This is a genomic window from Gordonia oleivorans (assembly GCF_040044975.1).
GTDB classification, from domain to species: Bacteria; Actinomycetota; Actinomycetes; order Mycobacteriales; family Mycobacteriaceae; genus Gordonia; species Gordonia oleivorans.
In genome coordinates this window covers 1-18,540 of record NZ_JBDZDI010000037.1, presented here as the reverse complement: position 1 = coordinate 18,540, position 18,540 = coordinate 1, and the positions used below count along the sequence as shown (strand labels likewise).

Sequence of the window (18,540 nt, the reverse complement as noted above, 5' to 3'; positions counted from 1 at the left end):
CGATGTCCTCCGCCGAGTGACGCTTGCGTCCTGCCATGTTCTTCATCGTCCCTTCTCCGCCCTCATCAGGGCAATCAGGACTCTAAAACAACCCGGACCGGCTCACGGGGGACACGCCACTCGACCCACTGTGGGATGGATGGGTCGCGCAGAGCTCAATCAGATGCTCATCGACTATCCCGAAGTGGACCGATGGTTGACGCTCAACCACTACCGACGCACCCGGCAGATCTTCGAGCAGGAACAGACCGCAGCCCAGCGGTTGGAATGCTAATGGAGATCCGGTTCCTCGAGGACGGTGAAGTCGTAGCCGCCGAGGAAGGAACGGTCACGGAGGTCCGCCAAGGAACTCACGGCTTAACCAGCGTGATGTCGTTCTGTGGGAGCCGGCTCACGGTGGCCGCAGAGATTCCGTATCGAGCCACGTCCGGCCAAGCGTCGTCGATGGACGTCGGATACAAGATTCGCGGGCTCAGTCCGCGCTCTGTCGCCGAACTGTTCAAAGTTCTTCTCGGCCTTCGCACATCCAAAGAGGTCGAGTTCCACATCGACGGCCGATTCCTGACCAAATACGGCCGATCTAGCGACGAAGTTGACAACGAAGACCCCGACTTGAAAGAGCAACTCATGGTCTACCGGTTCGCTGAGGACCTGGCCGCAGTCCTCGCATATACAAGGCAGAGCATGACGCTTCCCAACGGCTTCAGTGGGAACGACCGGGTCCATGCCCGGGTTGCCCGACTGCTACTTGATGGCCACATTGTGGCCTCGGCCCTGGCGCGAGGAGTCCGCGGACGCCTTCCCGACAGCGCTGAGCCCACCCAGGAGATCCGCAACACCCTGACAGAACGACGAAACATCCACTGGCCGGCTGGCCGGTACACCGCTCCGATCGTGGGCCGGAACTTTGACCTTCAAACGCTGGGAGATCTGCTCTGGACTCCACGCCGGCGACCACCGCCGGTCGGCACGGTGCGGCTTGTTGAGCCCCTTCCACGGTGGTGGCGTGGGGCCCGCAGCGATCGTGCCATCGGGACGGCGGACAACGCCGGCCAGGCGGTGCTGTACGTACTCCCGCAACTCGACGTGGGCCACGAGCTTCGCTGTTTTCGGGCGCTTGGCGGCCTGCTGGGCTTTCCACTGCGCCACCAACGCCCGATACTCAAGCTTCCCGCTCCTGGTTGCGGCGTTGCGCCGTAGCTCACGCGAGATCGTGGCCGGACTGCGCCCGATCCGCCGTGCGATCTCACGCACCCCACAATCCTGAACGCGAAGCAGCGCGATCTCTTCCCGTTCCGCGAAGGATAGATAGCGGCCCGAAGGCTCATCCAGACTCAGCGGCCTCATACCGCCAGCGTGGCGGAACCACCGTGTACCCACCGGCACCGACACACCGACAGCGATCGATGCCTGCGCCGTGCTCACCCCCGTCGCGACCACCCGCCAAAACTCACGTTGCACCTGCCGCGACGGCTCCGGCCGCCCCGGCGATCGCATCGCCGGCCGAAGTGCACGATCAGCACGCCACTGTCGACGAACACCTACCGGCACATCGCTGGTCTTCCTGCTCCAGTCCGCTGTAACCACGCCGCACACCTCCGAGAATCAGGGTGTTGCGACGACCAGTTGAATCCGCCCGTCGACCCACGATCGGTGTGGAAAATCAGCTTCTGCGCATCGTCATCACGCCATATCGCCTGCATACCGCCCCGCGTGGCGACCGCCATCTCGATCGCCGCACACGCCAACGCTGCATCCGGGTGACGACTGGTGGCCGCCCCCAGCAGGCGGCGACTGTAGAGGTCGATGACCGTGGCCAGATACAGCTTGCCCGCCGCGGTCGGGATCTCGGTGATGTCGCCGACCCACCGCTGATCGGGGCACTGTGCGGTGAAATCGCGACCCAACAAATCGGGGAACTTCGGGGCGGTCTTGTCCTGACGGGTCAGCCCGTTGCGCCGGCGGATCCGCCGCGCGACCAGGCCCTGACGACACATCGAATCAGCGACAGTCTTCTCGGTCACCGTCCACCCGTCAGCACGCAGATCCGCATGCAGGCGCGGTGACCCGTGCAGGCCGCGGGCCTTGTCGAACGCCACCGCCACGGCCCGGTCGATGGTGTCCCGGCGATAGCCCCGGGTGATGTGCAAACCCGTTGCCTCACCCGGGGATTGGGCCCGCCTCCTTCACCCACAGGACCACTGATCGCTTGAGGACATCACGCTCCATGCGCAGCTCAGCGACCTCGTCACGCAACCGTTTGAGCTCAGCAGCGTCATCAACGGTCAGCTCGCCGCGGCCCTCCCGCTCGGCGCGCGCCCGGTTGACCCAGTTACCCAAGGTGCCCTCGTTGACCCCCAGGTCTCGAGCGACCTGGGCGATCGGCTTACCTGTCTCCTCGACGATCCGGACCGCCCCATCACGAAACTCCCGGTCGTACTTCTTCCGCTTCTCTGGCATCGTGCTCCTCACTATCGATGCCTCTACGGTTCGGGGGGAACCTCATTGACCGAGACCACGCAGAACGTCCCGACGACCCCGGCGATGCCCATCGGAATCAGCATCAGCAGATGGCGTCGAGGCGGCATGCGGTCCCAGCCGTAGAGGTAGATCCCGAGGAAGATCGCCTCGACGAAGAACGACAGCCCTTCGAACGCGAATGGCAATCCCAGCACGTCACCGAACCGGCCCATCAAACCGGGCCACAGCAGACCCATCTCGAAGCTGAGGATCGTGCCCGAGACCGCGCCGATCGCGAACAGCACTGCCGACACCTTGGCCCACCGTCGGGCCAGTCCCATTGCGACAGGGCCGTCGCGCACGATGCCGCGACGGCGCATCACGAAGATCATCGTCGGGAACGCCACCCCGAAACACGCAAGGACGATGTGCCAGCCCAGGGACACCGCCATCTGCTGCCGGGCCGGCATCAGACCCGGAGGTTGCTGACCCTCCGCCACAACCAGCAATGCCTCGGCCAGGTACACGGTCGTCACCGTCGAGCAGGGCCGGTTGTTCCAGCCCGACACGTCGTCATCTGTACCGAAGGTAATCGCACGCAGATGAGGTTCCCGCCGGGGGTGGCCGGTAAACGCCACTGCCCCGCCGCCGGCTCGAGCTCGTGTCCGCAACGACGAGGGTGGGTCCGAGTTGCTCGACGACGATGAACAGCGCGTCGGGGACGGTCCGGCGGGTCAAGTCAGCGGCGGGATACGGTGTACCGGAAACCCGATTTCCGGGTGAAAAACTTTGTTTCGTACTCTTTTCCCCGTGAATCCCGCTGCTGCCGATGCGTTCGTGACCGAAACCACTTCGAGTGTTTGCGTGTGGTGCTCGTCCACCGACGAAATCGCGGAGTTCCGCGGCGAGAGGCGCGGACGGTGCTCAACCAGACGCGCACGCAGACTCCCCCTGCTGCTTCCCGGCGGCGAAGCGTCGAACCGCGACGACGACTGCCCACGAAGGCAGGCGGGAAGGCGGTGGCCACCAAGCCGCAGAATGTCAGGTCCGGCGTCGCCGGGCCGGCGAACGTCTCACGACCCGACCGCGCCGAGCTCATGAGCCGGGCGCAGAGCCTCCTGGCGCAGCTCACCGAGATCGAGGAACGTCTGCAGGTCGCGCAGAAGGATGGCGGCTTGAGTGGCAAGGCCAAGGTGTCCGACCTGACCGCGAAGCGCGACTCCGTGTTGCGCACGCTCGCCGCGTTGGAGAAGGCCAAGCGGGCGCTCGAGCCGGCCTGAGGTGGACGCACCACACCCCGTACGCTTCGTGACGGGGCACCTCGCTGCGCGCGGTGCGTCAGCCGCGTAAGGCGGACGCAAAGAGCGACGGCAGCCGGGTGGCCTTCGGATCTGCCGCGAATGCAACCATCTTTCGGCCTACATGGTGCGCATGCGTGTTCCTGACGAACCACGCCGGCTTCGGCGTGATCGACAGCTGGCCGGTGATCAGAGATCGGCTCAGCGGGCGGAACGGGCCGGTCACGACCGTGCGCTCTGTGTCGTCCACCAGTGATGCGTTGTGTACCAATCCGATTCCGCTCTCGACATCGACGAGGGTCGCACCGGGAAAGCCGCCCCATGGTGCTGCTGCGGTGAGATAACCGACCCCCGTCCACGCGTTGATCGCAATCGTGCCGTAGCGGAGCGATTCCACGAACCACTCGAACTCTCGACCGAGCTTGCGGCGGTATCTCGGGTGCACCAAGACGTTGGCGCCGAGAGTGCCCTCGAGCCGCTCATTGACGAAGCGGCTCGCTGCCCGGAGGTAGGCAATCCCGTCTCCGGGGATCTCCACGACGGCCAGCACGGGCGAGAAGTACTCCACGGTGAAGGCCTCGGCCACCTGGTCCGGTGAGAGCCCCTCGATCAGCAGCCGGCCGTTCTCGCGTGCGTTGGCCGTGGCGTGCCGGTCGGCTGCCGCGGCGACCCGTTGGTCGCTTCCGGGGTAATAGGCTGGCCGCGCGGGAGCCTTGTCGATCTGGTCGCGGAGTTCCCGGAGGAACTCCCCTTTCTTGGACCACTCGGACGGGATCACGGCAACCTGGGCGGCGATGCAGTTGTAGCCGCCGTTGTGCAGACGCTGGGTGGCCAGGTGCTCCGCCTGGAAACGGATGTCCTTGGCCGACCACCCGGTGGGGACGACGACGGTGGGTGATACGCCGCCGAGTTCACTGGTGATGGTCTTGCCGAGCTTCGGTACGCCGGCCCGGCGACGGGCCTCGCCTTCCGGGCCGGTGCCGAAGACGATGGCGTCGTGACTTGCCGAGCTTCCGGTGATGTGGACATGCGCCACATTCGGGTGATCGACGAGATACGAGCCGACCTCGACACCGCCCCTGACGACCTCCACGAAGCCGCGCTCGGACAGGGGTCGCAGGACGGCGTTGATCGCGTCGAACATCTCGCCCAAGACGGGGTTCAGTTTGAGGATCACGACGCGATTGTGCGCGATCAGCTCGTACAGGGTGTCCAGCACGGCGATCGAGGTGATGTTGCCGGCGCCGAGGACGACTGACATGCCGTGCGTCGTCGCGGGGTCGAGTTGCGCCAATCCCGCCGCCGACCGCGCCTGGGTGACACTCACCCCCGGCTTCAGCCAGACCTTGGCCGAGACGCCCGACAGCAGTAGCCGATCCCAGATCTGATGGGGAAAGACGTCGAGCGCAACACGACCGCCGGGAGCGACGGAAGTCGGTACGTGGGCGATGGGACTGTCGCCGCAGCTCAGGTCGCGCAGAGAACGGGCCAGCGTGGCAGCGTTCGTGATGACCGGGTACGGCCCCGACAGCCATTCTTCGCCTGCGAGCGGCGATGAGGGCGAGATCCGCTTCGCACGGCACGCGGCCTCAACCCAATCCGATGCCTGCTCGGCCGCCTGGTGCGCCACCTGTTGCAGAAGGTCGGCGCGCCGGGTCAGCGGGAGGTCTGCCCACCGGCGCTCGCCTGCGCTGAGTCGTAGCAGCGCACTGTCGAGCTCCGCGACTGTGGTGAAATCGGTGGTGAGAGTCATGAGTTGTTCTCCATGGTGTGGTGTGGATGGCTCAGGGTTTCCGCGGCTACACCGGTGTGAATTCGGAGATCTTCCAGCGATCGCCGTCCTTGGCCATCTGGACGCGAATGCGGCTGCCGTCGAGTCGCGGCCCCTCAGCGTCCTTCTTGGACGTCGTCTGGTTGACGAAGAGCAGGACGGTTGCGTGATCGGCGTCCGACGCGACGAGTGCGGCGTCGACCACCTCGGCGTTCGTGACGATCTGCTCCTTCTTGGCAGCAGGTTGAATAACTGATTCGCCCAGTTGGGTGTATTCGTCGAGGAACCTGCCGGTCAGCATGGTCTCGGCAGCTTCGGGCAGCGCGGTGTCGACTGTTCGGTAGTCATAACTGAGCAGTTTGGGGATGTCGGTACGTGCCGATGCAAGCGCGGACTGCCCCGCCGATGCCTCCGTCGTCGCCGCGCTCGTCGCGAACCACACGTAGCCGAGTCCACCGGCGCCGGCGATCACGAGTGCCGCCAGCACCCTGACCAACCCGTTACGCGCCTTTGTCGAAAGTCTGGCGGGCCAGCTCACAACGACGGGGCCGAGTCGTTTGACATGACCGCCGCGCACCTTGTCCTGCTTCTCGGCGCCGTCGGTAGGCGCCGCGTCGGTGTCGACGTCGCGATCCACCTCCGCCTCGGCGAACTCGGATGAGATATCTTGCTCCACAACCTTGTTCATGGCTTCCTCCTCGGTTCTGCCGCCTTCGCGTCGGTCGACGCCTCTTGGTCCGCGCTCCCCGCGTTCATGACACGAACTCCACGTTGCTGACCTTCCACGCATGGTCGGCGGCCGTCAGATCCACCTTCATCCGATAGACGCGTTGCTGCCCGTCGGGTGCCTCGGTGTTCTTGACGATCGAGCTGACCGCGGCCAGGACCTGCGCGGCGTCGTCGTCGGCGGTGATGATCCCCGCCTCCTTGACCGATCCAGTCGAGAGGACCTCGCCGGAGGAAAGGACCTGCTCGAACGACGTCGCCAGCTGTTCAAACTGCTGCTGAAAGGATCCGGTGGCGACGGACTTGATCCGATCCAGGTCGGCCTTCGACCGGCGGTAGTCGAGGCTGACGAGTCCGGCGACCACCTCGCGGGTGACGTCGAGTACCTCAGAGTTCCGCTTCTCGTCCTGCTTGGCCTGATAGAGATCGGTGCCCTTCACGCCGAGCAGCGCGAGCACCGCCACGAGGGCCGCCACCAGCGCCCACACGGTGACCACGGACCGGAGTGGAGCAGTGCCCGCCCCTTCGCCGGCGCTCTCCGGGCCGACCGCGTCGTCGTCGACTTCCGGACCGGTGGCCTCTACTTGATCAGTAACGACTGCCATGTCGCCTTTCCTTTCGCCGAAGCTGAGTTGGTGGGTGTTCCCACGAAGTACGTCACCCCGTCGGGCCCTCGGAACCTTCCGGTGGTCTCCGAATACGGCACCGGCTTCGACGCTGTACGTAAGCGCTTCGGCACCCTCTTCGCCCCTGGGTCACCGCCGGCGTCGCCCATAGAGTGCGGACGCGACAACATCTCCGGCCACGTGGACGGAAGTCCCCCGGGGCAATCGGCCACTAAGGGAGTCCTCACGCGGGGGTCGGTCGCGCACGGGACGTTCCGGGCGCCACGCGCCACCTTCGGGTTGTCGGGGCGCGCGTCGCAGTACTGGTCCGGAACCACCGGCACAGTCCGCATGTCCGATGCGTCACGACGTCGGCTGCCGCCATATCCCTCGGTGCACGGGGGCGGGTTCAGCGTGTTTCCGAGCTTGATGTCGAGTGGAGCCTGCGGACTCTGGCCGAGCGCGTAGCCGTCGACCGAGTTCAGGGTTCCCGACGTGAACGCCGGATAGACGGTCAGGATGTGCCGGAGGTTGGGGACGTTGACGCGCAGCACCTGTCCCACGGACTGGAGGTCGGCGAGCAGCGTCGGCAGCGTAGGCGTCAGCTCGGTCAGGGTGGCCGACACCTGGTCGGCTGCCGACGGGGTCTGGGTCAGCAGAGTCCGCAAGTGTTCATCGCTCAGCGCGAGCTGATCGGTGAACGACGCGAGGTTCGCCACCGCAGAGGTCAGGTCGGCGGCCACCCGGTTGCCAGTGGTCAACAGCGGTTCGGCGTCGTCGATCAGCCGGGTGGTGGGGCCGATATCGATCTGCGCCAACTCGAGCAGCCGCTGTGATGCGTCGATCAACCGAGCCAGGCGATCACCGGTCTGTCCTAGCCCGTCGGACACCTCGTCGACGGTCGTCTCCAGATTCTGGGGCGAGATCGTCGCAACGAGGTTCATGGTCCTCTCCAGGACGTCTTTGGTGGGCGTGGGCGCCTCATTGCCCTTGGCCGACAACACGTCTCCGTCCGTCAGCGCGGGCCCGCCGTTGTCGCGGGGAATCAGATCCACGTATTGTTCCCCGACCGCAGACTGACTCCTGATGTGCGCCGCACTGTTTCGCGGGATCGTGTTGTCCGAATCGATGCGCAGGGTGATGCGAACCGGCGCCGACAAGTCGGCCAGATCGACGTCTACCGAATCCACCCGTCCCACGGTTACACCTCGATAGGTCACCAGTCCGGTCTCGTAAATGCCGCCGGCGGTGTCGAACTCGGCGACCACGCGATACGATCCGATGCCGGTGACCCGACCGATGCCGACGTAGGTGACAGTCCCGTAGACTACGCTGACCACGGTGAGGACAGCGAATACGACGAGCTGCCATCGCACCAGTCTGGTGAGTTTCATCGGGGGCCCCCCATCCCGGCGGGCTGCGGTGAGGTCTTTTTCGATGGGCTGTGATCCGTTGTGGGGGTGCGCAGTCCGAATGGAGCGCGGAGTGGGTCCGCGGCTTGCCGCGAGGTCGCCATCCTGGCCAGGGCCACCTTGGGAATACTGCCGAGCACCTTGTCGCGTATGGCGCCCACCGACAGGTCGAGGGTCAGGAAGAGGTTCTGGTAGTCACCCTTCATTCCCTTGTCGATGACGGTCACCGGGAACGGAACGGTGAGCCCGACGATGAGCGAGCCGACCAGGTCGTCGCCGGACTCCTCGAGCCCCTTCAGTGCGGGACGGAGTTCCGCGGCAATGGAGTTCAGATCGGCGTTGCTGCGTGCGATCACGCTGCCCACCTTTGCGCCGAACACTCCTACGCGATCGAGCATCGTGACCAGCTCCTCGCGTTGGTCCGCCAGCACGGTCAGGGCGGGTTCCAGGTTGTCGATGCCCTCCGCCACGGTCGAACTCTGATCGGCCAGCGTGGCGCTGAGCTTGCCGAGCGAATCGATGGCGCGGCCGATGTCATCACGTTGCTTGTGTAGTCCGGAGACGAAGGTCTTGAGTTGAGATATCGCTCGGTTGGCAGCGGCTGTGCGGCCATCGGTGGCGTCGTTGAGCTCGGTCATGATCGACCGGAGCTGTTCGAGGCCACTGCCGTTGAGGATCAGCGACAAGGCCGCCAGCACCGACTCGGTCGACGGATAGGCTGCGGAGCTGTTGACATCGAGTGTGTCGCCGGGCAACAGCTTGCCCGGCGTCTGCTCCGCGGGAGGAATGAACTCCAGGTACTGCGCGCCCAGCACCGAGGTCTGTGCCAGCTTCACGGTCGAACCGTTCGGGATCTCCACTCCCTCGGAGAGCTCCACGTCCACTTCGGCGAACGACTCGCGCACTGTGATGGACCGGATCTGCCCGACATTCGCGTTGTCGAGCTTGACCAGGGAGTTCGACACCAGGTTCTGCACGTCGGCTAACTGGACGGTGATGCTGTAGCTGTCACCGGAGACGGCGTCGCCTGGCAGTGACAACGAGTTGGCGCCGTCGAACCGACAGCCCGCCACCGTCGACATCGCGACGGCCGCCGCGATCAGTCCCGCGCCGACGTGAAAGCGCTTGTGTCCCATCAGCGTCCTCCCTCCTCGGGGCGACCGGTCGAGCGTGCCATCTCGGACGTGATGACCCGGGTCAGGGTGGTCTCGGCCTTCTGGCATTCCGACTTGGGAGCGTCCACGGTTGTCAGCAGTGCACAGATGAGCGACACCGGATCCGGGAAGTCGGCCACCGCGAGACCGGCCGTCAGTGAGTTCGAGTCCGGGTCGTAGATGTTGTAGAGGTTCGACAGCGCGGTCGGCGCCGTGTGCAGGATCTGAGCCAGATCGTCCTGCCTGTCGACGAGCAGTCGGGACACCCTGGTGAGGTCCTTGACGTCACGGCTTAGCGCACCCTGGTTCTGCTTCAAGTAGTCGCGCAGGCGTGGGGCCATCGAGTTGAGGGCACGGATCGCGGCATCGAGTTGCGTCCGATTGTCGTCGAGCACGGCCGACGCGTCGTCGAGTTGCGAGGCGAAACCGACGATCTGCTGGTCGGCGGTGCGCAGCGCGGTGACGACCTGCTGGAGATTGCGGACTGTGCTGAACAGGTCGGGGCCGGCCGCGGAGAGCGTCCTCATCGCGTCGGAGAGCGCATCGACCGACTTCCGGAGTGAGCCGCCGCTGGTGTCGAGCGCACCGGCCGAGGTGTCGATGAGTCGGCTGAGCGCCCCCTTCTCATCGCCGGTGGAAGGTCCGAGTTGGTGCGCGAGGTCGGTCACCTGCTTCTTGATCTCGTCGTACCCGACCGGGACCGCGGTCCGGCCGACCTCCACCACGGCATCGTCTTCCAGCGCACCAGCCGGCGATCGCTTGACCGGGTTGACGAACTGAACATACCGACCGGAGACGAGGGTCGGCGCCACGATCGCCGCCCGTGCCTCGGAGTCCACGTACGCCGAGTCGTCGTACGAGACCTCGACGCGAACCTTCGCCGGTGTGGCCTCCACTGCTTCGACAGTGCCGATGGTGACGCCGCGCATCTTGACCGGATCGCCGACGAACAGCCCGGTGCCGTCCGTGAACCAGATTGTGGCCCGTGAGGTGTGCGTGCTCTCCCATACCTTCGCCGCGGTCACGGCCACCATGGCGACGATGACGAGGGCGATGACCGCGGGCCCGCCGAGTCGGTTGACGGCTGATGACGTGCTCATCGCCCGCCTCCCGGACTGCCCGGCTGCTGGCCGCGGAGATTGGCCGGCGTGATGTTCTGGAGCAGTACTGAGAAGAACGGTCCGCTGCCCAGGACGTCGGCGAATTGCATGACGAATGTGCGCATCCCCTTGATCGACTTTTCGAGGTTGGCGTAGTTGGCGTTGAGCGTGGCCGTCACCTGACGGACCTCCTCGAGCATCTGTGGGGTGGACGATCCGGTGTCATGGACGAACGTCTCTATCTCGGTGGATACTGCGCGCAGGCTGGTGAGCAGCCTGCGGATCACCTCGGCCCGATCGACGAGGGTCTCGAACAGCACCGACCCGTCGTCGATGAGCCTGGTGATGTTGCCCTTTCGCTCGGCCAGCACGTCGGAAACCGAATCGGCCTTCTGCAGAAGCGTCCGGATTCCGGCATCGCGCGACGACACCGTCCGTGCCGCAGCGGCGACGTTCTCCAGGGAGCCGCCGATGTCGGACGGGAGATCGTTCATGACCTTGTCGAGGCTCTCGACCGCGTCGACGACGCTCTTCTTGTCGGTGTCTCCGACGGTCTCGGTGAGCTGGTCGAGTGACTCGGTGAGGTCGAAGCCGGAACTTGTCCGCGACACCGGGATTCGGTCGCCGAGCTCGCCGGGGCCGGCGGTCGTGAGTTGGACGAAGCGACGCCCGAGCGCGGTCTCGACCTTGATCGAGGCCGTGGTCTCGGAACCGAGCTTCTCCCAGCCGTCGGTGAGCCGCATCGTCACGTCGACGTGGTCCTCGGCGAGCTCGATCGACTGCACACTCCCCGCGGCCACGCCGGCGATGTGCACTTCGTCGTCGGGATTCAGGCCACTGGCGTCGGAGAACTCGGCGACCACGACGGTCACGCCGGGCAGGAACGGAATCGAGCGGTAGTTGAACGCGAGCGCGAGAACCGCGAGTATCGCGCCGATTCCGATTAGACCGGCCCGGATTCGACGGCGGGAGTCGTCAGATCTCATGATGTTTTGACCTCATCTGGTTGTCTCCCTCACTTACAGCGCCGAGCTGGGACTTGGACCATCGGTGTGTCCGCATGTCCGCCGTCGAGCGTCGGATAGCGGATCGCGAGGCCGCACACGAAGAAGTTCACAAAACTGCCGTAGCCCGACGACCTGCCCAGAAGCCGATAGGCCTCCGGCATCTTCGCGAGCAGCATGTTGATCGTTGAAGTGTTGCTGTTCAGGTTCTGGGCCAGACCGCGCAGATGCTCGATGTCGGAGGTGAGATCGGGGCGGGCTCGGGACAGCAGCTCGTCGAGCTCGGTGGTCGCGCCCGCGATGTTCGTGAGGCCGTCGGCGATCAGCCGGCGATCACCGGCAAGCTCGGAGACCAGCTCCTGCAACTGGACGACGACGCTGCCGAAGGCCTCCCGGCGATCCGCTACCGTTACGAGCACGGTGTTCAGATCGGTGACCACCGATCCGATCGTCGCGTCGCGATCGGCGATGGTTTCGCCGAGTTCACCCATTTGGGTGATCAGATCGCTGATATCGGCTGTGCGGCCGTTGAGTACCGAGACCAGCGCAGCGGACAGCTTGTTGGTCTGCTCTGGATTCACCCCGGTCAGTAGGGGTTTGAACCCGTTGACGAGTGCATCCATGTCGAGAGCCGGCTTGGTCTGCGATACCGGGATCACGCTGTCGGCTGACCGCCTCCTACCCACGTCTCCGGGGTCGGTCTTCAGCTCGAGGTACCGATCACCGATCAGGTTCTTGTACCTGATGTAGGCGTTGGTGGTGGTCGTCACCGGGATGTGGGAGTCGACGTCCATACGGACCTCTGCTCCCAGACCCGTCTGCGCAGCCGCACCGGAGTCCACGATGTCCACATCGGTGACCTTCCCGACCACCACACCGGCCACCTTGACGTCGTCGCCGGTCCGCAGGCCGGATGCGGACATGAACTGAGCGCGGAAAACCGTTGTCGGACCGAAACGCAGGTCGCCGACGATCACGAACAGAGCCGAGGTGATCAGCGAGCTGACAGCGAGAAAGATCCCCAGCTTGATGGCCGGTCCGGTGATTGTCATTTCGTCATTCCGTAGATCATCGAGGCGAACGGGTTTCCGATGACGTCTTCGATCGACTTCACATCGCGGTACGCGTGACTGCCGTCGTCGAAGTCGACGTGCCCCGGCCCCTTTTCGCCGGGTGCGCGCGGGTAGCCGTAGCAGCTCGGTCCCGCCGTTCCTGCCGTGTGTTCGGGCGCGTCGATGCCCGGTCGGTATGGCGGGTCGCCGATGAGCAGGGTGCCGACGATGTCGAGGCCCGGTCTCGCTCCGCCGAACGCCCGCTCGAGATATTTGCGGCTCGTGTTCAGTCCGTCCAGGAAGCACGGGTAGATCGGTCCGTAGTCTCCGAGCACCTGCGCCGGCGGCGCCAGGGCGTCGGCGGCCTTCACCAGTGGCGTGCCCGCGTTAGTCATGAACCGGTTGCCGGTGTTCCCGAACTCGGTGAAGCTCAACAGGAACGCAGTCAGCTGCGACTGGTTCTCCACAATCGTCTTCGAGGTGGTGGTGAGGTGACGGACGGTGGCCATCAGGTCCGGTGACAGTCCGGCGAATGTGTCGAGATTGTCCGCACCGAGCTCGAGATCCCGTTGCAGAGTTGGCAGTGACTTGTTGAAGGTCGCGAGGTAGGTGTTCACCGAGTCGACCAGCTCGCCGAGCTTCTCGCCCCGATCGACGGTGCCGGTCTGCACAGCGGTCAGGGTTGCATTCACCCGCGCCGGGTCCACACGGTCGAGAATTCCGACAAGCAACTCGAAAGTGTCGTAGACCTCGACCGGCGTTTGCGAGGTGTCGATGGTGGCACCGGCGCTCAACGTCGATGCCGCCGGCTGCTCCGGCATCGTCAGCGCGACGTACTTGCGGCCGAAGAGCGTGGTCGGCTCCATCTCCGCCCGGACGTTCGTCGGCAGATCGCCGAGCTGGTCTTCCTCCACCGCCAGCTCGATGCGAGCGTGATCGCCGTACACGTCGACAGATGCGACACGACCGATCACTACGCCGTACAGCTTGACGTCCGATCCAGGCACCAGCAGCAGCCCCGTGCGCGGGGCGTTCAGGTAGATGGACCCGGTGGCCTGGAACCTGCCGTTGTACGACATCAGCGCAGCCACGACGACGCCCACCACCACGGCGAAGGCGACGAACGCGTACAGCAGGTGTTGTCTGCGTGAGTGTTCGATCATCCCGACACCCGCACAGTCGCGTGGACGCCGCCGTACAAGGCGATACCGACGATGAAGTCGACCATCATGATGATGATCAGTGACGTGCGGACGGCGTGGCCGACAGCGACGCCGACCCCGGCCGGTCCACCGCTGGCGTTGTAGCCGTAGTAGCAGTGCACCGCCATCACGGCGACCGCCATGACGATCACCTTCAACAGTGAGATCGCGATGTCACCGGGCTGCAAGAACAGCCGGAAGTAGTGGTCGTAGGTGCCCGGCGACTGGTCCGACAGGAACACGCTCACGAACTTGGTGGCGGCGTACCCGGTGAAGAGGGCGATCGCGTACAGCGGCACCACAGCGGCGAGTCCCGCCGCGATCCGCGTCGACACCAGATAGGGCAGCGACTGAACCGACATCACCTCGAGCGCGTCGATCTCCTCGCTCACGCGCATGGCACCGAGTTGCGCAGTGAAACCGGAGCCCACCGTCGCCGTGAGTGCGACGCCAGCAATGACCGGGATCGCTTCGCGGGTGTTGAAGAAGGCGGAAATGAAGCCCGACATCGCTTCCACACCGACGCGCCCCAGTGAACTCGATCCCTGTTGACCGACCTCGTATCCGGCTGCAGCCGTGAGGAATCCGATGATCACGACGGTCCCGCCGATGATGGCGAGTGCACCTGCGCCGAGCGACACCTCAGCTAGCAGGCGCAAGGTCTCGCGACGATAGTGGGTCATCGCCTTGGGTACCGCCCGCAGCGCCACCCCGTAGAACGCCAGTTTCTCTCCGAAGGATTCGGCGGGCTTCAGCGCCTTCCCGGCGTCCAACCGGTCGGTCAGTCGCCGCGACGGTTCGGTGGGCATCTGAGTCGATGTCAACGTGGTCCCTGCTCTTGTGTTCGCGCAGTCATGTCGAGGCCTTCAGTGCAGTGCGAGCGTGGTGATGACCGCGTTCGCGAGGAACAGCAGCACAAAGCTGAAGACAACGGTCTGGTTCACGGCGTCGCCGACACCCTTCGGTCCGCCTCCCGCGTTGAAGCCGAGATGGCAGGCCACCAGTGCGGCCAGCAGACCGAAGATGCCGGCCTTGAGCTCGCTGATGAGTAGGTCGGGAATTCCGGTGAGGATCGGGATCGCGGTGATGTATTGACCCGGCGTGGCACCTTGGAGGAAGACGCCGTACACGTATCCCCCGGCCAGGCCGATGGCGGTCACCAGGCCGTTCAGGAACACCGCGACGCCGCAGGAGGCGATCACGCGCGGAACTGCGAGTCGCTGGATCGGGTCGATACCGAGCACCTTCATGGCGTCGATCTCTTCGCGGATGGTGCGCGAACCGAGATCGGCGCAGATCGCGGTGGCACCTGCGCCCGCGACGACGAGAACCGTGACGATGGGTCCGATCTCTCGGATGACGGCCACACCCGCGCCCGCACCGGACAGGTCGATCGCACCGATCTCGTTCAGCAGAACGTTGATCTGGAACACCACCATGACGCAGAACGGGATCGACATCAGCATGGTCGGGACAATCGATACGCTCGCGATGAACCACGCCTGCGCCACCAGCTCACGCCACTGGAAGGGACGCCGTGGGAGCATCTTGACGATGCCCCAGAAGGTGAGGAAGAAGTCGCCGACCATTTCGGTACCGTGGCGCGCCTTCTTGAGAACCGGTGCGAGCGTTGACGATTGGCGTCGTTCCGGGAGCGCTGTTTCGGGGGCGAGTGCGCTCATCGGGCGTCGGAGCTCTCACGCGTTGCGGCCCGCGAGATCTTCTCGTCTGCCACTCGACGGACAGGAATGATGGGCAGTCGCAGCGCTCCAGGCGCCGAGACCGGCACGATCGGCGACCGGGGTTCGGTGGGCTCGATGCGCCGATAACCCGAACCCTGGATCGGGCGAAGGTCCTTCTCCCCCTTGTTCGGCCACAACGCGGCGGCCCGCTCGGCCTGAGCAGCTATGGTCAGCGACGGGTTGACGCCCAGATTCGCGGACACGGCCGAACCGTCGACCACACTCAGCGACGGATAGCCGTACACGCGGTGATATGGGTCGATCACACCGTTGTCCTCATCGTCCCCGATCACGCATCCGCCGAGGAAGTGTGCGGTCATCGGCACGTTGAACACCTCGCCCCACGTTCCGGCGGAGGTGCCGCCGATCTTCTCGGCGATGCGCCGCGTGGCTTCGTTGCCCGCGGGGATCCAGGTGGGATTGGGCTCGCCGTGCCCCTGCTTGCTGGTGAGCCGGCGACCGAACAGACCGCGCTTTGTGAAAGTGGTGATCGAGTTGTCGAGGTTTTGCATCACCAGTGCGATCACGGTCCGCTCGCTCCAGCCCTTCACCGCCAGGACACGTGCTGTGGCGAGTGGATCCCGGAGCGCGACGCCGATGAATCGCAGCCATCGCGGCAACCGTCCGTCGCCGTCGGTCATCGGCGCCTGCAACAACCCCATCGCGTTGGAGCCCTTGCCGTATCGGACGGGTTCGACGTGGGTGTCCGGCGTGGGGTAGAACGACGACGTGATCGCCACGCCCTTGGTGAGGTCGAGGGATTCGTCGACGCGGTAACGGGTGGCCCCGAGGATCGACTCGGAGTTGGTCCTGGTCAACTCGCCCAGTCGCGTCGAGAGCTCAGGAAGGCGGCCGGAGTCCTTGAGCTTGTGCAGCAACTGCTGGGTACCCCAGGTACCCGCCGCGAAGACGACATTGTGAGCGGTGAACGCCTTCTCGCGCTTACGAATCCAGGCACCGGTCTTGACTGTGTCGACTGTCCAGGAGCCATCGGGTCGCTGACGCACGTCGGTGACGGTGGTCAGCGGATTCACCACCACTCCAGCGCGTTCGGCGAGCCCGAGGTAGTTCTTGAGCAGCGTGTTCTTGGCACCGTGACGGCAACCTGTCATGCACTCGCCGCACTCGATGCAGCCGGTGCGATCCGGTCCGACCCCACCGAAGTAGGGATCCGACACGGTACGACCGGGCTCGCCGAAGTACACCCCGACCGGAGTCTGGACAAACGTGTCGCCGACACTCATGTCGTCGGCCACCGACCGGATGATCTCGTCGGCAGGCGTCATGTGCGGGTTGGTGACCACGCCCAGCATGCGACGCGCCTGGTCGTAGTAGGGCGTCAGCTCGTCTTCCCAGTCTGTGATGTGCGCCCACTGCGGATCGCCGAAGAATGCTGATCCCGGCTGGTAAAGGGTGTTGGCGTAGTTGAGAGAGCCCCCCCCGACTCCCGCCCCGGCCAAGATGACACAGTCGCGAAGTAGGTGGATGCGCTGAATCCCGTACGCACCCAGCTTCGGCGCCCACAGGAATCGTCGAACGTCCCAGCTGGTCTTGGCGAAGTCCGCATCGTCGAATCTGCGGCCGGCTTCGAGAACGCCGACCCGGTAGCCCTTCTCTGCCAGGCGAAGGGCGGTGACGCTGCCGCCGAACCCGGAGCCGATCACCAGGACGTCGTAGTCGGTGTCTTTCTCGCTCGCCTCAGCGTTCATTGGATGCTCGCAATCGTCTGTGGGCGTGGGTATTACGTGGCTGATTGAGCCTCTACAGGAACACGTCCCTGTGATGACCGTGTGCCGGTCGCCGCTTCTGTCCGTCCTGGCCAAGCGGGGCGGTGCGGCCGGACACAGTGTGTTGACACTGTGAGATGAACTGTATTGTTTCTACACATAATTGCCTAATGTGTCAAACACTCAGGCGGGCGCCTTAGGCCTGCATGCCAATTCGGGCATGATGGACACATGGCTACGCCCCCGAGCTTCCACGACGAAGTACGCGACCTGCTGCGCGATCGCATACTCGACTCCGCTCGCGATCTCGTGGTGGAACGGGGATGGTCCGCGGTGAACATGTCCCGGGTGGCGCGCGAGGTCGGAATCAGCCGTACGACCCTCTACAACGAGGTCGGGACCAGGGATCAGCTTGCGGCATCGCTGATCGCACGCGAGGCAGACCGCTTCCTCCACGGGGTCGTCGAGGGCATCGCGGACGAACAGGACATCGTTGACGGACTCACAGCCGCCGCGGAGCGCACACTGACCCTTGGTGAGGACAACGAGCTTCTGATGTCGATCATCTCGGGCAGACTCCAGGGCGGCGAACTCCTGTCGCTGGTCACCGTCGACTCAGAGGTCGTCCTCGGGCGGGCGACGCAGGTGGTAGCCGATCAGATCCGTTCTCGGAAGCCCGATCTCGACGAATTCGCGCTGGAGTCGATCACCGAGATCTTCGTACGACTCACCGTGAGCCACCTGCTCCAGCTCCGGGGTTCGCGTGCCGAATCCGTCGTGCAGATCCACGCTGTCATTCTCGCCTTGTTCGCAAGCCCGCCAGCTCCCCCGGCGGGATGACGCGTGGACGGAACAAGCCAAGCCGAGCGCTTTGAGAACACTGATCCCCATCTTCGGGAATCGCTTGTGCAGCCAGGTGGCCAGCGCCATTCCCAGGGAAAGATGGCCTCACGCCGGTTGGTGCGTATCGCCCGGACAGTTCGTCGAGCGACGTCTTCGGGCTCCAGAACCGGAAACCACTGCGACATCCGGGGGTACCACCCCATGTCTGCATCGTTCCGTTCGAAGTAGTCGGTGTTGACCTCCGAAGGGCAGACGAGTGAGACTCCGATGCCATAACGACCGACTTCCTCGCCGAGACTGTTCGAGAACCCCACCATGGCGGCCATAACGGTGGCTAGAACGAACCGGCTGGTGTCCTCGGCGAGGCGGCAGACGTTGAGGTGTGGCTGAGAATTGCCGCGTAGGCGATGCTGGCTGACTTGTAACGACCGTGCGCTTCGGACG

17 protein-coding genes and 2 pseudogenes are annotated in these 18,540 nt (G+C 64.9%); 3 read left to right on the top strand and 16 right to left on the bottom strand.

Annotated elements, in window-relative coordinates; genetic code table 11:
- The first annotated feature begins 139 nt into the window (after nucleotides 1-139).
- On the top strand, nucleotides 140-274 hold the full coding sequence (locus tag ABLE92_RS25735) for a hypothetical protein (protein ID WP_348807639.1): 135 nt from the start codon (nucleotides 140-142) through the stop codon (nucleotides 272-274).
- 632 nt (nucleotides 275-906) lie between these two features.
- On the opposite strand, the pseudogene ABLE92_RS25730 reads toward ABLE92_RS25735, so the two are convergent.
- From ABLE92_RS25730 to ABLE92_RS25715, 4 genes and pseudogenes are all read right to left on the bottom strand, one after another.
- Nucleotides 907-1,497: pseudogene (locus ABLE92_RS25730) on the bottom strand (transposase); the annotation flags it as partial.
- A gap of 50 nt (nucleotides 1,498-1,547) precedes the next feature.
- Nucleotides 1,548-2,183 (bottom strand): annotated as a pseudogene (locus tag ABLE92_RS25725) (DDE-type integrase/transposase/recombinase); the annotation flags it as partial.
- Nucleotides 2,161-2,460 (bottom strand): transposase, encoded by a 300-nt coding sequence (locus tag ABLE92_RS25720; RefSeq protein ID WP_006369839.1) that lies wholly within the window; start codon nucleotides 2,458-2,460, stop codon nucleotides 2,161-2,163. The pseudogene ABLE92_RS25725 and the gene ABLE92_RS25720, both read right to left, overlap by 23 nt.
- A 23-nt stretch (nucleotides 2,461-2,483) precedes the next feature.
- Nucleotides 2,484-3,029, bottom strand: coding sequence for a cytochrome ubiquinol oxidase subunit I (locus tag ABLE92_RS25715; protein WP_005201356.1), 546 nt, complete (start codon nucleotides 3,027-3,029; stop codon nucleotides 2,484-2,486).
- Nucleotides 3,030-3,479: 450 nt separating this feature from the next.
- On the opposite strand from ABLE92_RS25715, the gene ABLE92_RS25710 reads away from it, so the two are divergent.
- Nucleotides 3,480-3,740: a hypothetical protein gene (locus ABLE92_RS25710; protein ID WP_010844852.1), complete on the top strand. Its 261-nt coding sequence runs from the start codon at nucleotides 3,480-3,482 to the stop codon at nucleotides 3,738-3,740.
- A gap of 58 nt (nucleotides 3,741-3,798) precedes the next feature.
- Here the strand turns inward: ABLE92_RS25710 and ABLE92_RS25705 are convergent, their stop codons facing one another.
- From ABLE92_RS25705 to ABLE92_RS25650, 12 genes are all read right to left on the bottom strand, one after another.
- Nucleotides 3,799-5,511 (bottom strand): aldehyde dehydrogenase family protein, encoded by a 1,713-nt coding sequence (locus tag ABLE92_RS25705; protein WP_006369840.1) that lies wholly within the window; start codon nucleotides 5,509-5,511, stop codon nucleotides 3,799-3,801.
- 46 nt (nucleotides 5,512-5,557) lie between these two features.
- Nucleotides 5,558-6,217 (bottom strand): Rv1363c family protein, encoded by a 660-nt coding sequence (locus ABLE92_RS25700; RefSeq protein WP_005201351.1) that lies wholly within the window; start codon nucleotides 6,215-6,217, stop codon nucleotides 5,558-5,560.
- Nucleotides 6,218-6,281: 64 nt separating this feature from the next.
- Nucleotides 6,282-6,860, bottom strand: a complete 579-nt coding sequence (locus ABLE92_RS25695) for an Rv1363c family protein (protein WP_005201349.1) — start codon at nucleotides 6,858-6,860, stop codon at nucleotides 6,282-6,284.
- A complete protein-coding gene (locus tag ABLE92_RS25690) occupies nucleotides 6,836-8,254 on the bottom strand; it encodes an MCE family protein (protein ID WP_005201346.1) in 1,419 nt (472 codons plus the stop codon). The genes ABLE92_RS25695 and ABLE92_RS25690 overlap by 25 nt, the downstream gene beginning before the upstream one ends.
- Complete coding sequence (locus tag ABLE92_RS25685; RefSeq protein ID WP_006369841.1) at nucleotides 8,251-9,408, bottom strand: MCE family protein; 1,158 nt, start codon at nucleotides 9,406-9,408, stop codon at nucleotides 8,251-8,253. Before ABLE92_RS25685 ends, ABLE92_RS25690 begins: the two co-directional genes overlap by 4 nt.
- Complete coding sequence (locus ABLE92_RS25680) at nucleotides 9,408-10,526, bottom strand: MCE family protein (protein WP_005201342.1); 1,119 nt, start codon at nucleotides 10,524-10,526, stop codon at nucleotides 9,408-9,410. The genes ABLE92_RS25685 and ABLE92_RS25680 overlap by 1 nt, the downstream gene beginning before the upstream one ends.
- Entirely contained in the window at nucleotides 10,523-11,512 is a 990-nt protein-coding gene (locus ABLE92_RS25675; RefSeq protein ID WP_005201341.1) for an MCE family protein, read from the bottom strand. The genes ABLE92_RS25680 and ABLE92_RS25675 overlap by 4 nt, the downstream gene beginning before the upstream one ends.
- Before the next feature lie 29 nt (nucleotides 11,513-11,541).
- Entirely contained in the window at nucleotides 11,542-12,582 is a 1,041-nt protein-coding gene (locus ABLE92_RS25670; RefSeq protein WP_005201339.1) for an MCE family protein, read from the bottom strand.
- On the bottom strand, nucleotides 12,579-13,745 hold the full coding sequence (locus ABLE92_RS25665; RefSeq protein WP_005201337.1) for an MCE family protein: 1,167 nt from the start codon (nucleotides 13,743-13,745) through the stop codon (nucleotides 12,579-12,581). Before ABLE92_RS25665 ends, ABLE92_RS25670 begins: the two co-directional genes overlap by 4 nt.
- Nucleotides 13,742-14,593: an MlaE family ABC transporter permease gene (locus tag ABLE92_RS25660; RefSeq protein WP_006369842.1), complete on the bottom strand. Its 852-nt coding sequence runs from the start codon at nucleotides 14,591-14,593 to the stop codon at nucleotides 13,742-13,744. Before ABLE92_RS25660 ends, ABLE92_RS25665 begins: the two co-directional genes overlap by 4 nt.
- 57 nt (nucleotides 14,594-14,650) lie before the next feature.
- Nucleotides 14,651-15,466, bottom strand: a complete 816-nt coding sequence (locus ABLE92_RS25655; RefSeq protein ID WP_005201333.1) for an MlaE family ABC transporter permease — start codon at nucleotides 15,464-15,466, stop codon at nucleotides 14,651-14,653.
- Nucleotides 15,463-17,235, bottom strand: a complete 1,773-nt coding sequence (locus ABLE92_RS25650) for a GMC oxidoreductase (protein WP_005201331.1) — start codon at nucleotides 17,233-17,235, stop codon at nucleotides 15,463-15,465. The genes ABLE92_RS25655 and ABLE92_RS25650 overlap by 4 nt, the downstream gene beginning before the upstream one ends.
- 249 nt (nucleotides 17,236-17,484) lie before the next feature.
- Here ABLE92_RS25650 and ABLE92_RS25645 point away from each other — a divergent pair, with 249 nt between their 5' ends.
- The gene (locus tag ABLE92_RS25645; RefSeq protein ID WP_005201328.1) at nucleotides 17,485-18,093 is read left to right on the top strand and encodes a TetR/AcrR family transcriptional regulator; all 609 of its coding nucleotides are present in this window, start codon (nucleotides 17,485-17,487) and stop codon (nucleotides 18,091-18,093) included.
- The last annotated feature ends 447 nt before the right edge of the window (nucleotides 18,094-18,540 follow it).

What these genes read in the sequence shown, in the direction of transcription:
- ABLE92_RS25735 (WP_348807639.1), top strand. Translation starts at nt 140, where the DNA reads ATGGGTCGCGCAGAGCTCAATCAGATGCTCATCGACTATCCCGAAGTG.
- ABLE92_RS25720 (WP_006369839.1), bottom strand. Translation starts at nt 2,460, where the DNA reads ATGCCAGAGAAGCGGAAGAAGTACGACCGGGAGTTTCGTGATGGGGCG.
- ABLE92_RS25705 (WP_006369840.1), bottom strand. Translation starts at nt 5,511, where the DNA reads ATGACTCTCACCACCGATTTCACCACAGTCGCGGAGCTCGACAGTGCG.
- ABLE92_RS25700 (WP_005201351.1), bottom strand. Translation starts at nt 6,217, where the DNA reads ATGAACAAGGTTGTGGAGCAAGATATCTCATCCGAGTTCGCCGAGGCG.
- ABLE92_RS25695 (WP_005201349.1), bottom strand. Translation starts at nt 6,860, where the DNA reads ATGGCAGTCGTTACTGATCAAGTAGAGGCCACCGGTCCGGAAGTCGAC.
- ABLE92_RS25690 (WP_005201346.1), bottom strand. Translation starts at nt 8,254, where the DNA reads ATGAAACTCACCAGACTGGTGCGATGGCAGCTCGTCGTATTCGCTGTC.
- ABLE92_RS25685 (WP_006369841.1), bottom strand. Translation starts at nt 9,408, where the DNA reads ATGGGACACAAGCGCTTTCACGTCGGCGCGGGACTGATCGCGGCGGCC.
- ABLE92_RS25680 (WP_005201342.1), bottom strand. Translation starts at nt 10,526, where the DNA reads ATGAGCACGTCATCAGCCGTCAACCGACTCGGCGGGCCCGCGGTCATC.
- ABLE92_RS25675 (WP_005201341.1), bottom strand. Translation starts at nt 11,512, where the DNA reads ATGAGATCTGACGACTCCCGCCGTCGAATCCGGGCCGGTCTAATCGGA.
- ABLE92_RS25670 (WP_005201339.1), bottom strand. Translation starts at nt 12,582, where the DNA reads ATGACAATCACCGGACCGGCCATCAAGCTGGGGATCTTTCTCGCTGTC.
- ABLE92_RS25665 (WP_005201337.1), bottom strand. Translation starts at nt 13,745, where the DNA reads ATGATCGAACACTCACGCAGACAACACCTGCTGTACGCGTTCGTCGCC.
- ABLE92_RS25660 (WP_006369842.1), bottom strand. Translation starts at nt 14,593, where the DNA reads ATGCCCACCGAACCGTCGCGGCGACTGACCGACCGGTTGGACGCCGGG.
- ABLE92_RS25655 (WP_005201333.1), bottom strand. Translation starts at nt 15,466, where the DNA reads ATGAGCGCACTCGCCCCCGAAACAGCGCTCCCGGAACGACGCCAATCG.
- ABLE92_RS25650 (WP_005201331.1), bottom strand. Translation starts at nt 17,235, where the DNA reads ATGAACGCTGAGGCGAGCGAGAAAGACACCGACTACGACGTCCTGGTG.
- ABLE92_RS25645 (WP_005201328.1), top strand. Translation starts at nt 17,485, where the DNA reads ATGGCTACGCCCCCGAGCTTCCACGACGAAGTACGCGACCTGCTGCGC.